General features: G+C 58.2%; 12 protein-coding genes and 1 pseudogene. 10 read left to right on the top strand and 3 right to left on the bottom strand.

Annotation, left to right across the window (positions count from 1 at the left end; genetic code table 11):
• Nucleotides 1-124 precede the first annotated feature (124 nt).
• Together K9B32_RS08115 and K9B32_RS08110 are read left to right on the top strand one after the other, a co-directional pair.
• Nucleotides 125-1,645, top strand: coding sequence for a sugar ABC transporter ATP-binding protein (locus tag K9B32_RS08115; RefSeq protein WP_224561436.1), 1,521 nt, complete (start codon nt 125-127; stop codon nt 1,643-1,645).
• The gene (locus K9B32_RS08110) at nt 1,629-2,651 is read left to right on the top strand and encodes an ABC transporter permease (RefSeq protein ID WP_224561435.1); all 1,023 of its coding nucleotides are present in this window, start codon (nt 1,629-1,631) and stop codon (nt 2,649-2,651) included. The genes K9B32_RS08115 and K9B32_RS08110 overlap by 17 nt, the downstream gene beginning before the upstream one ends.
• Nucleotides 2,652-2,853: 202 nt before the next feature.
• Here the strand turns inward: K9B32_RS08110 and K9B32_RS08105 are convergent, their stop codons facing one another.
• On the bottom strand, nt 2,854-3,543 hold the full coding sequence (locus K9B32_RS08105) for an EamA family transporter (RefSeq protein ID WP_224561434.1): 690 nt from the start codon (nt 3,541-3,543) through the stop codon (nt 2,854-2,856).
• Between the two features lie 302 nt (nt 3,544-3,845).
• Here K9B32_RS08105 and K9B32_RS08100 point away from each other — a divergent pair, with 302 nt between their 5' ends.
• Nucleotides 3,846-4,730 (top strand): LysR family transcriptional regulator, encoded by an 885-nt coding sequence (locus K9B32_RS08100; RefSeq protein WP_224561433.1) that lies wholly within the window; start codon nt 3,846-3,848, stop codon nt 4,728-4,730.
• Nucleotides 4,731-5,570: 840 nt separating this feature from the next.
• Nucleotides 5,571-5,795, top strand: a complete 225-nt coding sequence (locus tag K9B32_RS29085; protein ID WP_411969686.1) for an EAL domain-containing protein — start codon at nt 5,571-5,573, stop codon at nt 5,793-5,795.
• A gap of 76 nt (nt 5,796-5,871) precedes the next feature.
• Here K9B32_RS29085 and K9B32_RS08090 read toward each other — a convergent pair whose 3' ends face one another.
• The gene (locus K9B32_RS08090; RefSeq protein WP_224561431.1) at nt 5,872-6,888 is read right to left on the bottom strand and encodes a LacI family DNA-binding transcriptional regulator; all 1,017 of its coding nucleotides are present in this window, start codon (nt 6,886-6,888) and stop codon (nt 5,872-5,874) included.
• A gap of 349 nt (nt 6,889-7,237) precedes the next feature.
• Between K9B32_RS08090 and K9B32_RS08085 the strand changes: the two genes are divergently transcribed.
• From K9B32_RS08085 to K9B32_RS08060, 6 genes and pseudogenes are all read left to right on the top strand, one after another.
• Nucleotides 7,238-8,248 carry a sugar ABC transporter substrate-binding protein gene (locus K9B32_RS08085; RefSeq protein ID WP_411969692.1) on the top strand — a complete coding sequence of 337 codons (1,011 nt, stop codon included), beginning with the start codon at nt 7,238-7,240 and terminating at the stop codon, nt 8,246-8,248.
• A gap of 75 nt (nt 8,249-8,323) precedes the next feature.
• Nucleotides 8,324-9,862, top strand: coding sequence for a sugar ABC transporter ATP-binding protein (locus K9B32_RS08080; protein ID WP_224561429.1), 1,539 nt, complete (start codon nt 8,324-8,326; stop codon nt 9,860-9,862).
• Nucleotides 9,859-10,854 carry an ABC transporter permease gene (locus tag K9B32_RS08075; RefSeq protein ID WP_224561428.1) on the top strand — a complete coding sequence of 332 codons (996 nt, stop codon included), beginning with the start codon at nt 9,859-9,861 and terminating at the stop codon, nt 10,852-10,854. The genes K9B32_RS08080 and K9B32_RS08075 overlap by 4 nt, the downstream gene beginning before the upstream one ends.
• Nucleotides 10,851-11,831, top strand: coding sequence for an ABC transporter permease (locus K9B32_RS08070; RefSeq protein ID WP_224561427.1), 981 nt, complete (start codon nt 10,851-10,853; stop codon nt 11,829-11,831). The genes K9B32_RS08075 and K9B32_RS08070 overlap by 4 nt, the downstream gene beginning before the upstream one ends.
• Before the next feature lie 3 nt (nt 11,832-11,834).
• A pseudogene (locus tag K9B32_RS08065) lies at nt 11,835-12,236 on the top strand (helix-turn-helix domain-containing protein); the annotation flags it as partial.
• A 174-nt stretch (nt 12,237-12,410) separates the two neighbouring features.
• Nucleotides 12,411-13,322, top strand: coding sequence for an alpha/beta hydrolase (locus K9B32_RS08060; protein ID WP_224561426.1), 912 nt, complete (start codon nt 12,411-12,413; stop codon nt 13,320-13,322).
• Nucleotides 13,323-13,325: 3 nt separating this feature from the next.
• On the opposite strand, the gene K9B32_RS08055 is transcribed toward K9B32_RS08060, so the two are convergent.
• The gene (locus tag K9B32_RS08055; protein ID WP_224561425.1) at nt 13,326-15,329 is read right to left on the bottom strand and encodes a CocE/NonD family hydrolase; all 2,004 of its coding nucleotides are present in this window, start codon (nt 15,327-15,329) and stop codon (nt 13,326-13,328) included.
• Nucleotides 15,330-15,352: the final 23 nt, after the last annotated feature.

The raw sequence follows: 15,352 nt of genomic DNA, 5'->3' as shown, positions 1-15,352 counted from the left end.
GCTCACCGCTACAAACCGCTTTCCGTGTTGATCACGCCGGTGAGGTCGCTTTCGGGCCTCGGGAGTAACGTGCTGCGTGGAGGCTGGCCATCTCCCATTGAAATTGACCACGCATGAGGTGGACGTGTCAGACGCATCAGATGACGACATCCTGAAGCTGGAAGGGATCGGCAAGCGCTTCCCTGGTGTCGTGGCGCTCAAAGATGTTTCCATGCGGATCGGCCGCGGCAAGGGGCACATTCTTCTTGGTGAGAACGGCGCCGGAAAGTCGACCCTGATCAATCTGCTGGGCGGCGTCTTCAGGCCCGATGACGGTCGCATCCTGTTTGACGGCAAGCATTATGATCCGGCCTCGCCGTTGGAGGCGTTCAAGGCGGGCATCCGTGTCATTCACCAGGAATTGCACCCTCTTTCCAACCTGACGGTCGCAGAAAACCTGCTTTTTGAGCATCTGCCGCGCCGATACGGGCTGGTGAACTATAAGCAGATGAATAAGAGAGCGGCCGAGCTCCTGGAAGAGGTTGGCCTTGACGTGTCGCCGACGACGCCGGCCAATCGCCTCAGCGTCGCGCAGCTTCAGTTAGTCGAGATAGCCAAGGCGCTCTGCTATGAAAGCAAGCTTCTCGTCCTTGACGAACCGACGGCAACCCTGACCTCCAAGGAGGTCGATCGCCTCTTCGAAATTTTGAAGCGACTGAAGAGGCGTGGCGTTACGACGCTCTATATATCTCACCGACTGGAGGAGATATTCGAAGTCGGTGACGATGTGACGGTGCTGCGCGACGGCCAGCATGTGATCACGCGCCCGCTGTCGGGACTGGCTATTCCTGATATCGTCGAACTCATGGTCGGGCGCAAGCTTTCGGATCATGGCGTCTTTCGCAGCGACAGCGCAGTGTCAGGGGAGGCGCTCGGTATTTCCGGCCTGAAGGTGACGCGAAATAGCCCGGAACTGTCATTTTCCGTGGCAAACGGAGAAATCGTCGGCATTGCTGGCCTTGTGGGCAGCGGTCGGACGGAGGCGGTCCGCGCCATATTCGGTGCCGACGCAAAAGCTGCCGGCGAAATTCGCTTGAATGGCGAGCCGGTCGAGATCAATTCGCCGAGGGATGCCGTTGCTGCGGGGCTGTGTCTGGCAACCGAAGACCGCAAGATGCAGGGCTTGATGCTCGACATGAGCTGCGCTGAAAACGCCACCATAACGGATCTCGGCAAGGTCTCCCGCAACGGCTTGATCATCCGAAGGGTGGAGGATGATCAATCGCAGCGCCTCGTGCGTGAGCTGCGTATAAAGACTCCCTCCATCCATCAGGTCGTCAGAACGTTTTCCGGCGGCAATCAGCAAAAGGTCGTTATTGCAAAATGGCTGTTCCGCGGTCCTAAAGTCTTGATCTTCGATGAGCCGACCCGTGGAATCGACGTGGGTGCTAAAGCCGAGATTTATGAGCTTTTGTGGAAGTTTGCGGCCGAAGGAAAAGGTGTTCTGGTCGTGTCTTCGGATTTGCCGGAGCTCATCGGTATTTGCCATCGCATCATCGTTTTCTCCGATGGCAAGATAGCCGGCGAAATACCTCGAGAGCAATTTGACGAGAGCAGGATTCTTTCGCTCGCCTACAAGGAGTACAGCCGTGTCCGCCAACATTGAAAAACAGACCGAGGCGAAAGAGGCCAGCTTCTGGGACAAGCTTATTCGGATCTCGATGAAGGAAGCGGGCGTCGCAATTGCTCTCGTTCTGATTCTGGTGTTTTTCTCGGCGACGGCGCCGTACTTCGCAACGCCAGAGAACTTCCTGAAGATCTTCGTGCAGATTGCCATCAACACTGTACTTGCTTCGGGTATGACCTTCGTCATCCTCGTCGGCGGCATTGATCTTTCGGTCGGGTCGCTGCTTGCCCTTTGCACGGTTATCGGCGCAACGATCATGATCAATCCGCAGTTTTCTCCATGGCAGGCGATTGTTCTGGCATCTCTTGCGTCGATGGGCACGGGCGCGGTCCTTGGCGCCGTCAACGGATGGATCTGCGAGAAGTGGAAGCTTCCTTCCTTCATCGTCACCCTCGGCATGCTGAACGTCGCCAGCGGCCTGGCGCGCGTGGTCAGTGACAATTCCACGATTACCGGCTTGCCTCAGCCTTTCGTTGATTTTGGGAACCTGATCTTCTGGGGCATATTTCCCTCGATCTTTCTGATTGCGATCGTCGTCGTCCTCATCGGCTGGTTTGTGCTGCGCTATACCGTTTTCGGGCGCTTCGTCTTTGCGATCGGCACCAATGAGGAGGCGGTTCGCTTGTCGGGCCACGAGCCCAAAAGATACAAGATCGCCGTATTCACGATTTCCGGATTGACTGCGGGCATTGCGGCTATGGTCTACCTGCTCCGCCTCAATGTCGGCAGTCCGGTTGCGGGCATTGGCTATGAACTGAATGCCATAGCCGCAGTCATTATCGGTGGGACTAGTCTCTCGGGCGGAAAGGGCTCGATCATAGGTACGCTGGTGGGGGCCTGCATTCTTCAGGTTCTATCGACTGGATTGCAGCTTTTGGGCGCCGACGACAACATCAAGCCGATCGTCATCGGCGCCGTTATCGTGTTGGCGGTTATCCTGGATAGCTATCGCGGGCGATTGATGCGGATATTGGAAACGCGGTGATTAATCGCAACGCTCGAGGTTCAACTGGGTTGTGCACCTTGGTTTCTACTCTCGCCGAGCCGCCAGGAGAACTGCGCTAGAGATCTGAAGCGCGACGAGATGACAAAGGCGAGAGGAGTTGTCACATAAGACTGCTGTTAGCCGGCAGGGCATAGAGATGGTGGGACACTGTTTTGAACGCCGGTGTCGAAGAACTCTCGGCTTAGCTCGACTCGGTGCTGCTTGCGCTTGCGGCAACGGCCAGCGCGACGCCAAGCATTTGGATCCCGGTTAACGCTTGCCCAAGAACGACGAAGCCGGCAGCCGCGCCAATCGCCGGCTCCAAGCTCATCAGGATGCCGAAGGCCGATGCCTTCATCCAGCGAAGCGCGATGAATTCGAGCGCATAGGGAAGTAGTGGCACGAGTACAGCAAGCCACCCCGTAGCAAGGATGGTTTCATAAGAAAATCCCGACCGCCACTGATGAATTCCGAAAGGCGTTGCGGCGAGCGCCGCAAACACGAGCGACACCGACAAACCCTCAAGTCCCTTGAATTGCTGCCCCACATTTTTCATGAGCAAAATGTAGCTGCCCCAGCCGACCGCTGCACCGAACGCGAACAGCACGCCGATCAAATCACCGGCCAAGGCGCTGCCGTCCCACGACAGGCAAAGGACGCCTGCCGCGGCGATCAAGGGGCAGACGAGCCGCCACCCGCGGCCGCCAAATAGGGTCGCTACGGTCAACGGCCCTAAGAAATCAATCGCTACGGCAAGCCCAAGCGGGATGCGCTCGATTGCAGCGAAAAAGCAGAGCGTCATCATGGCCATGGCGGCGCCCAGTGCCACGGCGGCGAGCCATTGCGACCGTGAATAGCGTAAAAAAGGCGGACGGATGAAGAGAAACAGCACGAATGCAGCCCATGAGAGCCGGAGCCATGTCGTTCCGAAAGACCCCATAATTTGCATAATCGGCTTGGACAGTGCTGCGCCAAACTGCACGCTGCACATGGATAGAACGCAAAAGACGACAGCGAGATAGGTCTTCCCACCAAAATTCTGCGTTCTCGCCGCCTGAGGCCGCTTGTTGCCCTCAACTGTCGTCGCTGTTTCCGCCATCTCTGGATCTTCCTCATCGCTTCTTGCGCAGAGATAGCAAGGCGATAGAATTAAGGAACTCTGATAGTTCTAATAGTGATATTAGAGAACCTTATATGCGCGATTTGGAAACCAGCCTCTTACGAGCCTTCGTTGTCACCGCAGAATGTGGAAGCGTCAGCAAGGCGGCACACCGTCTCGCAAAAACCCAAGCTGCGGTCAGCATGCAATTGCGCCGCCTGGAGGGCGATGTTGGCGTGCAACTGCTGAAGCGAGGTCCAAGAGGGATGGATCTGACAGAAGCCGGGCACATTCTCCTTCCATACGCCCACAAGATATTGGGACTGGGAGCAAGCGCGCGGCGGGCGCTTTCCGGTCAAACCGTGGAGGGCCGGATCCGGCTGGGAATGATCGAAGACATTGCCGTCGGTTCGCTGCCCAAGGCACTGCAGAGTTTCGCCGTCTCTTATCCTGGTGTCGCTTTGGATCTGATAGTCGCAGATAGCGATGTGCTTTCAGAAAAACTGTCCTTGGGTTTGCTGGACATTGTCGTTGGAGACCCAGCACGGATTCGCATTCAGCCGATATTGACCTGGCGGCTGCCCTTGAGGTGGGTGGTCGCGCGAGGGTTTGTCGCTCCGCAACACGCCCCTTTGCCCTTGATTACATTCGACGGCACTTGCAGTTGGAACCAGAAGATGACGGGAGCGCTGAACAGCGTCGCCAAATCCTGGCGCACTGCCCTAAGCAGCACCAACCTTTCGTCCATACAGTCGGCGATTGAAGCTGGCCTAGGGGTTGCCGTTCTCTTGGATGTTAACATCCGCCCGGCGACAATGACGGTTCTGGGGCCTGCCGATGGAATGCCACCTGCTCCGCTCGTGGAGTTCGGGCTCTTTATAGTCGAAGGGAAGGACCTGTCTTCCCAGCCAATCGGAGCACTGTGGCAGTACATCGCCAATGAACTTCAAATTTTTCAGGATGATCTAGCAAGCGGATGAATCTCCTCGATCCAGTTGAGATACTGGCTTGGGGGCGCTGATTGGCACATTTTTGCGCTTGATGAACTGCAGCCGCGACCGGCCTTGTTGTCGCTAACCCGCCCCTTGCGGCATCTGGCTGAGGACGCTTTCGACAATCGCCTTGGCCGATGCCGAGGGTCAGGTTCTGCTCCGATGCGATTTTGTTGGCGATGTCACGAAAGGACAGTCTTCTCTGTTCGTGAACATCACTCCGGTATGACGACGAAGATGTGGCAATGATAGGGTTGCAAAAGCAGGAATATTGGCCGAACGGCGAAAACCATACGAAACTCCTGCTTCGGAGGCGGTTAACCGCATGGCCATGCCCGTTCTCGCAATCGCCGCACGGGACGGCGCTCCAGCGCGCCATTTCCGTCCTTCAGGTTACCATGGACAAGATTTAACTGGATTTGTCGTACCCGGCCATACAGGATTTTCCGCCAAGATTGGAAAAGACCGAATGAGGAGAAGAACTGTTATCTTTGGCGGAACTGCGATCGCTACATCCGTGGTTCGCCCCACGAGACCGGCATTGATCGTCGGAGGCCGCCAGCGGTGGTCCAACGTGATCAAAATGGCAGGCATCAAAGCCTCCCCAGCAAGGCCAAGTGCCTCACGGCCAGTTCAAGCGGGCGGGCATCGTTCGATGCATCGAGGGCCGCTTCCGATCAACGAGCAGCCCTGACACCAATTCCTTGTCTGGTTGGCTTCGATTCCATCACACTGGCACATTTTTCGACTGCCGCGCCGTCGGAGACGCCGCCGCGACTTTGCCCAACAACAAGGACGAAGAAATCCAACTGAAAAACGGCGAGTGGCGTGCACTCAAAACAAGGCTCGCGCAGGACCGGATCGAGATTGAAATCACGGAAAGCCTTCTGCTTGATCAGAAATACGAAACACTGGCGGTTCTTTGTGTCCTTCGGACAATGGATCGCAGAAGGCGTTGAGACGGTCGAGCAGGCGGATTTTTTAATGGCCAATGGCTGTGATGCGGCACAGGGATTCCTGCACAGCAAGCCCTGCCAAAAGCAGACCTGGTGAAGCTGCCGCGGTTTCTGAGTGTTTGATCGCAACGGGTCGTCAGATGTGGCTTGTGCAGCCAAAGCTGCATCGTCAGTTAAGGAGCCGTGTTGCCAGAAGTGCTTTCGCGCGCGATAAGGGCAAATCCCATATCGATTTGCTCGGCGCTGGACCTTGTGGAAGCATCGAGCGCCAAGAGAACCTTCTCGGCGGCAAGCCTGCCGGTTTCGTAGCGGCGGGTGGCGATCGAGGAAAGGGAAGGGGCAGCACAGGCCGCGAATTCGAGGTCGTGGAAACCGATAATCGAAATGTCGTCCGGCACGCGAATGCGACGCTTCCTGCACTCCTGCATGGCGCCAAGCGCCAAGTTATCGTCCGTGCAAAAGATCGCCTCCGGCAGATCGCCGCGGTCATGCATTTCGCCAAAGAGTTCAGATCCAAGCGCCACCGAACTGTGGCGCGGCCTATCGGCAATCATTTCCAGACTTTTCAAACCAACCTCCTGCATCGCAGCATGATATCCGTCAAACCGTGACTGGGCGCGATGGTCGAGATTGCCGGTCAGGAACGCAATCCGTCGGAACCCGCAGTCAATGAGATGGCGGGTAGCAGTATGGCCGGCATGCTCCTGCGACATGCCGATGTTGAGGTCGATCGGATCGTCGGACAACTCGAAGGTCTGGACAACCGGTAGGCGCGCCTGCACCAAAAGCTGACGCGACAGCGAGGTGTGGTGGATGCCCGCAATGATGATCGCTTCCACCCGCTGGCCGAGGAGTGCCTTGATCGCATTCTCCTCCTCTACCTCCGAATAACGGCTGTTCACAACGATAACTTGGAAACCTGCCGCGATCAGAACCTCATGCAGGGCAAACAAGTATTCGGCAAAGATGACGTTATAAAGCGTCGGCACGATCACGCCGATCGTGTGGGTGCGGGAGGAGGCCAGTCTGCTTGCCGCAACATTCGGCACGTAGCCCAATTTTTCAACCGCGTTGTTAACGCGCAGGCGCAAGGTTTCCGAGACGGTAGCCGGTTTTCGGAGCACGCGCGAAACTGTGATCGGGCTGACACCCGCCAGGCTCGCAACATCGTCGAGAGTTATTCGGCGCATTGAAGCATTATCCAATACAAAGAGCTCAACGGAACGGATGATCAAGCAGAACCGAGTGATACTCTACAATTGACAGCGCTATCAAAGAGAATTTGACAGCGCTGTCATCTGTGTTAACTTTTTGTTTGTTCCGCAAGGGATGGGACGGAGCCCTTTCGGACCAATCATGCCAATCAGAATATTGGAGGGCGGCTTGGTCCGCCTGCGGAGGAGAACATCCATGCTTGGAAACGTGAAAGCGAAATCTGCGCGCGTTGCGGCAGTTTCCGCACCGATAGTTGCGCTGTTGTGCAGCGCCGCCTACGCCGAACCAAAAGTCGTGAAAGGGCCAGCAGCGGATCCGGGCTGCATGACGCCGTGGGCGTCTGATACGCAGTTTTTGCAGTATCCGAAAAAGGAAGGCCCGTACCGCATCGCGTTGGCCAATGGCTATATTGCCAATACTTGGCGCATCCAGATGGTCCAGACCGCGAAGGCCTATGCAGCACAGCCGGAGGTTAAGGCAAAGCTGAAAGAGTTCAAAGTCGTCTCCACGGGCGAGGACGTGCCGGCGCAGATTTCGGCGATCAACAACTTCATCGACGCCGGCTATGACGCGATCGTCGTCAATGCTCAAAATCCGACCGCTTTTGGTCCCGTGATCAAGCGTGCCAAGGAAGCCGGCGTCGTCCTCGTCGCATTCGACAACACGCTGGATACAAAGGATGCAATTAACGTCAACGTCGACCAGAAGGGCCTGGGGGTTACTTGGGCCGAGTGGCTCATCAAGCATCTGCCGAACGGCGGCAAGGTTCTGGAAGTAAGGGGGGTCGCCGGCACATCCGTCGACACCGACCGTCACAACGGCATCAAGGAAACGCTCGCAGCCTCAGGCAAAAAGTTCGACGTGACGGAAGTCGTCGGCAAGTGGGATGATGGCGTTGCCCAGAAGGCGACAGCGGATGCCATCGCCACAAACGGTCCGTTTGACGGCATCACCGCACAAGGTGGCGACACCGGCGTTGTTCAGGCGATGATCGACGCGAAGCATCCGTTCGTACCTTTCGGCGGCGAGACCGAAAACGGCTTCCGCAAGCTTTGCGCCGCCCATGCAGGCGAGGGGCTGGTTTGCTCGTCGGCAGGAACAGGACCAGCCCAGGTGGCAGTCGCCATAAAGACGGCGATCGCCGCGCTTGAAGGCCAGGTCGTTCCGCAGGCCGTCAAACTGCCGACGGCACTGGTGTCACACCCGGACTTCAAGAAGGATCAAGATTACTACCCTAATCAGTCCGACAACTTCTTTGTCGGCAACGCCTTCCCCACCTGTGGCATCAATTTCACGGCTCAGGAAATTATGGGGCAGACCAAGGAAAACCAATAGCAGCGTGCTCATAGGATCGACTGCGGGCATGCGTGCCCGCGGTCAGAGGCGAAGTGCACCCGATGGGAGGGGCGCGTGATCTTGTCAGAACCGCTGTTGCGCATGGAAGGCATATCGAAGCGCTACGGCGGTGTCATAGCACTCAACGAAGCCGATATTGCAATCCGACCCGGCGCGATTCATGCCGTGCTGGGCGAGAACGGCGCGGGAAAATCAACACTGATCAAAATCATGGCCGGGGTGACCGCACCCGATGAAGGCCGAATGCTTCTGGACGGCAAGGCGGTATCCTTCTCATCACCTGCAGCGGCAAATGCGGCCGGGGTCGTATCAGTCTTTCAGGAGCTGTCGCTTATTCCCGACCTCTCCGTTGCCGACAACATCGTCATTAGCAATCCACCCCAACGTTTTGGCATGATCGACAGACGCGCCCAGCGGCTGATCGCCGTGGAAGCCCTGGCGCGCGCCGGCGCCTTCGACATTCATCCATCATCGCTGGTCAAAGACCTTCCGCTTTCCCGTCGGCAAATGGTCGAGATTGCAAAGGCTCTCGCCCGCAGCCCTCGGCTGATGATCCTGGACGAGGCGACATCCGCCTTGAGCAAGTCTGACGTCGAGAAGGTCTTCAGCGTCCTGAAGCGACTGCGCGCAGAGGGATTGGCGCTGGTCTACATCTCGCATCGCATGCATGAGATTGCAGAACTTGCCGACGATTGCACGGTGCTCCGCAACGGGCGCAGCATAGAATCCTATCCAGCGGGTACAAAGACCGATCAGCAGGTTGTAGAGCTGATGATCGGTCGGGAATACAAAAGCGTGTTTCCGGCCAAACCGGGTCTTGAGATTTCAAGACCCCCCGTCCTTTCTTGCTCTGGCCTTTGCTGGGGGGATCGTTTGGCCGACATCGAATTCGATGCCCGTCCAGGGGAGATTGTCGGCCTCGGAGGCTTGGATGGGCAGGGTCAGCGCGAACTCTTGCTAGCGCTCTTCGGCGTGCTTCGCGACGTCCGGGGCGACGTGCGGATCGACGGCCGCAGCGTGCGTTTGAGCAGTCCCAAGGAGGCTAAATCTGGAGCAACCTCCATTGCGCTCATCCCGGAAGATCGAAAGACCGAAGGGTTGATGCTGCCGATGACGGTGCGCGAGAACCTTTCGATAGCTGCGCTTGGCAGCGTCTCGCGCAAAGGCATCATTGATCGCGGTGTGGAGGCGACCCGTGTCAACGAACTCCTGGAGCTCCTGGCCATCAAGGCGGCGAATATCGACATGCCGGTGAGCAATCTGTCCGGCGGCAACCAGCAGAAGGTCGTGATTGCCAAATGGCTTATGAACCGACCGCGGATCATCCTGCTGAACGACCCGACACGCGGCATCGACGTCGGGACCAAGCAGGAAATCTACCAGCTGCTGCGAAAGCTTGCCGACAGCGGCGCAGCAATCATCTTTTATTCCACGGACTACGACGAGCTGATTGGCTGCTGCGATCGAGTGCTTGTCATGTATGACGGTACGATTGTGCGCACGCTTGACGGCGATAAGCTCAACGAACGCGAGTTGATTGGCAGTGCGTTGAACATCGCCGCTGAGCCGGTGGAGCGGAGGGCAACTCAGTGACAACAGGCACGGCCGGTGAATGGCGATTCTGGTACGAACTCCACAGGGGGACGCTACTTGCCGCGGCTCTTTTTGTCGTGATGTTCGTAATCTATGTCTCCAACCATCCGGCAGGCTTCACACCGAATGTCGTGCAGACAGCGTCTAACAAGGCAACCCTGCTCGCCTTCGTCGCGATGGCGCAATGCCTCGTGGTTATCACTGCAGGCATCGACCTTTCGGCCGGGATGATCCTGGTGCTGTGCAATTGCCTCGCATCCTGGCTGGTGGTCGGTACGCCGCTGCAGACCGGTTTCGGCATCGTGGTCGTACTGGCGGCAGGGCTCGCCTGCGGCGCCTTAAACGGGCTGATCATCATCTTTGGCAGACTGCAACCGATTGTGACGACCATCGCCACAAGCGCAATCTTCTTCGGTCTTGCGCTACTGTTGCGGCCAACGCCGGGTGGTTCCGTCAACGAGACCCTTGCGGACGTGTTTACCTCAAAGCTCTTCGGGATGTTTCCTACCAGTCTAGTCGTGCTCGCCGCCACGATACTGCTGGTCTGGATTCCTTTCAGCAGATCGGTCTACGGCCGCGCCGCCTATGCGGCGGGCTCTGCGGAAAATGCGGCTTACATGTCGGGTATGCCGCTTAAGCGGGCGAAGCTTGCCGCATACACACTTGCCGGGCTTTTATCAGCCATGGGCGGGCTTTACCTCACCTTCTTTTCTTATACTGGCGAAGCCGCCTTCGCGAGCGGCAACGCCTATACACTTTATTCGATTGCTGCTGTCGTCCTCGGGGGCGTGTCTCTGGCGGGTGGCAAAGGCAGCGCTGTCGGCGCGGCATTCGGGGCGCTTGCGTTTCGCACCATCGGCGACCTCCTTTTCGTCTTTGATCTCGACCCACTCTGGCAGCCGCTGTTCCAGGGAATCGTGCTGATGCTTGCGATCGGTGTTGGCTCGATCGGGCTGGCGCGGGTACGCAATCGACTGGAATGGTTCCAATGAGCGAGGATGCATTCAGCATGCGGCACTCAATCGTTCCCCTTCGGCTGCGGGGAAGAGATCCCGCCGTGGCGATCGCCTTCGGCTGTATCATACTGCTGCTGCTCGGCGGATCACTCTATTCTTCGAACTTTCTTTCGCCCGATTACCTCTTGCAACAGTTGAAGGTCGCCTCGTTCCTTGGCGTGATCGCGACGGGGATGATGATGGTTATCCTGCTTGGGCAGATCGATCTATCCGTTCCGTGGACAGTTACCGCTGGCGCGATGATGGCATGCGCTGCGACGGCCTATGGAACAAGCGCCTCCTTTCTAGCCATTCCCTTCGGAGTTGCCTGCGGCGCAGCGATTGGTTTGGTCAATGGGCTTACCGTCGCGTACCTGCGCATTCCCTCGATGATCATCACGCTCGCGACCAATGCGGTCGTGCAAGGATTGATGGTCGTCTATACCGGCGGGTTCTCACCGCAGGATTCGGCCTCTCGGGCGATGCGCTTTCTTGCGACCGGCTATACCATTCCCTCCGTCCCCAACGGCGTTCTGGTGTGGCTTGCTGTCGGTATCCTCGCCGTCTTCCTGCTGACTCGAACCACCTTCGGTCGCTCGCTCTATGCAATCGGAAACCGGGAGCGGGCGGCCTATATGTCGGGCATCGACACACGGCGTATTACTTTACTCGCTTTTGTGATCTCCGGGTCGCTGAGCGCGCTTGGTGGTGTGTTGCTGGCCGGTTATGCATCAAAGGCTTCGCAGTCGATGGGCGATGCCTATCTCCTGCCGTCAATCGCGGCCGTGGTCCTCGGCGGTACCCATGTTCTCGGTGGAAAAGGAACCTACCTTGGTACCGTGGCGGGCGTGATCCTTATCACCCTGTTACAGTCAATCCTCTCGGTAATGCAGATTGAAGAGGCTGGCCGCCAACTGATCTACGGAGCAGTCATCATAGGCATGCTATTGCTCTACGGTCGGCAGAAGAACTGAAGCTCTCTCTGCGACGCCGCAATCTATTTGCTTCTGGAGAACTGTTCCAATTGCTATTCAGATGAGCTCGCACATGCGGCTCTGGCACCGGCCCCACGCCATGCAAAATGAGCGGTCGACTTTATGCATATGGCACAGCCGATTTCGCTCATCGATATCGCGATTGCGGCCAAGGTGAGTGTTCGGACCTTGCAACAGGGTTTTAGGCAATTCAGAAACACGAGCCCGATGTCATGCCTACATGAAATTCGATTGATTGCCGCCCATCGCGATTTGCTCGGGGCCGGCACGAAACAGGTCGTCGCCGACATCGCGCTGAAATGGGGATTTACGCATTTCGGGCGGTTTGCAGCCGAATACAAGAAGCGTTTCGGTCAATTGCCATGGCAAACCTTGAAGCGCTAGGTTCTATCACTTTCGCCGAGCATCTGGCCCCTGAAATGCAGGTTCGAGATTATGAAGTGCCGCGACATCAATAGGTCGCAACCAGACAGATCGTTCCCGTCAGAAGGGTGCATGATCAGGGCCGAGTCGACCGGGGACATGGCCTGCAGTGTCCCAAATCGCGAAAGGACCTTTATGTCCATTCAATCGCCTGGCCCCACCGAAAAGGGCATGCTGCAGTTTCTCGCGATTTGCGATGCCTTTTATCCGCCAGACGCCGTTGGAGCATCGATCGAACAGCAGCGGCATTGGTACAACGCCCTTTGCGCACGCTTCGACCGCCCACTGCCCGCCGAGATGATCTTTTCGGACGGCATGCTCCAGCGCATACCGATCCGGCGCTACCGTCCGCGGGAAATCACCACGCGAACCATTCTGCTCTATCTTCATGGCGGTGGCTTCGTTGTCGGCTCACTCGAGAGCCACCATGCCATCTGCGCCGAGATCGCCGATTTTGTCGGTGCGGAACTGGTTTCCGTCGATTACCGGCTGGCCCCTGAATATCGCTGGCCGGCACAGACAGATGACGCTTTTGCCGTGCTGAAGCATCTGCTTTCCGCCAACAACAGGGTCGTGCTGATCGGCGATAGCGCCGGCGGCAATCTTGCGGCTGGCCTTGCATTGCGTGCACGCGATGAGGGCCTGCCTGGCGTCGTCGGTCAGGTCCTGATCTATCCGGCGCTCGGCGGAGACCTTACCGCGGGCTCCTATGTCGAAATGGCCGCGGCGCCCGGCCTGACGACAGCGGATGTCGCCTACTACCGCGAAATCCTGCAGGCGCCGGCGGGCAATGAGATCGCCGCGCCGTTGCAGGCATCTTCGCTTGCCGGACTGCCACCAGCCTTCATCACGGTCGCGCATTTCGATCCGCTGCGAGACGACGGAGCGCAATATGCAGCCCGGCTCGCCGCCGAAGACATCGAGGTGTGGTTCCGAGAAGAGCCGCAGATGGTGCACGCCTGGCTGCGTGCCCGCCACATGAGCGATGGCGCGCGCGACGGCTTCTATGCCGTGTGCGACGCCATCAGGCATTTTGCGACGGCCTGACGATCACATCAGGTCGCGCGCGATCCGCTTTTCAGGAAAGATCATTTCGAATATCTGCACGTCGCCCTCAAACGCGGTGACAATGGCGCTGACGATCCAATCGGTTCCGGTGCATGCAATCCGAGCGGTCGCGACCGTTCGCACGACCCAACCGGGGCGGCACATGTCGCAGGTCCAGGTCGACGTGCCGGTCATCGACAGCGGATCATCCGGCGCAATTGACCAGACTTCTTCCCGCAATTGCCGCGTCGACAGGCCGGTCTGCGGATGCTCGTAAAGTCCGGTGTCCTCATGGATGTGATACTCTGTCCGGTTAGCCGAAAGGTTGCGGATGACCTGCCGCTTTGTTGCTGCGGCTGCATGCTCGATATATTTCGGCAGCGGATCGGGATTGGCCGGTTCCTTGATCTCGATCCTCCTGAATTCACCGAGCAATGGTAGTGCCAGGCCGAGCGATGCGAGATCGATCTCGACCCCTTCGTCTTCCGGCGGCGGCAGGATCATCGGCCAATATGCGCTGGAAAGCGAAAGACGGATACGATGGCCCTTGCGGAAGCGATAACCGCAGGCATCAAGCACGAGCCGGACCGACACCTTCTCGCCTGGAACCAGCGGCTTGGGATCGGCATTGCCATCGCGGTGGGTGAGATTGACGACGCCAAAGGCGACACGCGTTGCCGTGCCATCCGGATGGACGTCGATGAGCCGGGCACAGAGATTGCCACCTGTCGCGTGGGAACGCAGCGCAAGCGTAAGCACGGGCCGGCCGAGATAATCGCAATCCCCGGCAAGCGGTACTGTCTCGAAGACCAAAGAGCCGGCATCGTCCGCACGCTGGTCGATTGCCATTTCGGCGTCTGGCTTCAGCGTGAAATATTCACCGGATGCTGTCCCGGTGTCGAGCGGAGAGCGCAGATAGACCATATGATCAGGCGCGTGCGGGATCGGCATGCCCTGCGTCAAACGGCCGAATTGCTCGACATAGAAGCATTCCATCTGCGGTGGCGACCAGGCGTCCTTGGCGATCCAGAAGCCTGGATCGCTGTCGCGCCGCGCGGCAGGGCGCACGGCATCGAGGATATAGGCGCGGGTCTGCGGTAATCCGTCGATCCCATTGTCCTCGCCGCGCAGCCATTTGTTCCACCAGGCGATCGCTTCGCCATGGAAATCCGCGCGGGGCTTCGGCCAGGCGAAGTGCGGATATTTGTGAACCCAGGGGCCAATCAGCGCCTTCGCCTTGCTCCCCAGGCCCTCGACCGCCATCAGAGGCGTATTGCGGTAGCCGTCGGCCCAGCCGGCGATGACGAGTGTGGGGATCTGCACGCTCGAAAAATCCTCGCAAATCGAGCCGTGACGCCAGAAATCGTCGCGCCGCTGGTGTGCCAGCCACTCCTCCATCAGGAAGGGTTCGCCCGCCAGGCGTTCCAGCCACATCTCCTTCCAGCGCTCGCCGACAAGCGCGGGGTCGGGTGGGCGCGATTGATAGCCGAGCATGGTCGCGGCCCATGAAAGCTGTGCGGAGAGGTGGCAGCCGTTCTTGTAGTGGATGTCGTCGTTATAGCGGTCGACGGTCGAGGCGATCGATATGACGGCCTTGAGCGCGGGCGGGCGCAACGCTGCGACCTGCAGGCTGTTGAAGCCGCCCCAGGAGATGCCCATCATGCCGACCGAGCCGTTCGACCATGGCTGCTGGGCGATCCAGGCGATCAGCTCACAGGCATTGGCAAGCTCCATCGTGGTATATTCGCCATCGATGATGCCATCGGATTCTCCAGATCCGCGGATATCGACGCGCACGCCAGCAATGCCTGCCGCCGCAAACACCGGATAGGTCGACTCGTCCCTGAGACTGGTCCCGTCCCGCTTGCGATAGGGCAGGAATTCAAAGGCCGTGGGAACCGGATTTTCCTCTGCACCGTCTGGCATCCAGATACGCGCGGCAAGCCGCGTTCCATCCTTCAGGACAATCCATTCATTCTCGATGGTGGTGAAGCCGCGCGAAGTCATGATCATTCCCTTGATGTTCCATG

The organism is Rhizobium sp. 3T7 (genome assembly GCF_020166565.1).
In the GTDB taxonomy this organism is placed as follows: Bacteria; Pseudomonadota; Alphaproteobacteria; order Rhizobiales; family Rhizobiaceae; genus Rhizobium.
Note: the sequence above shows the minus strand (reverse complement) of the source record. Positions and strands in the feature narration are given on the sequence as shown.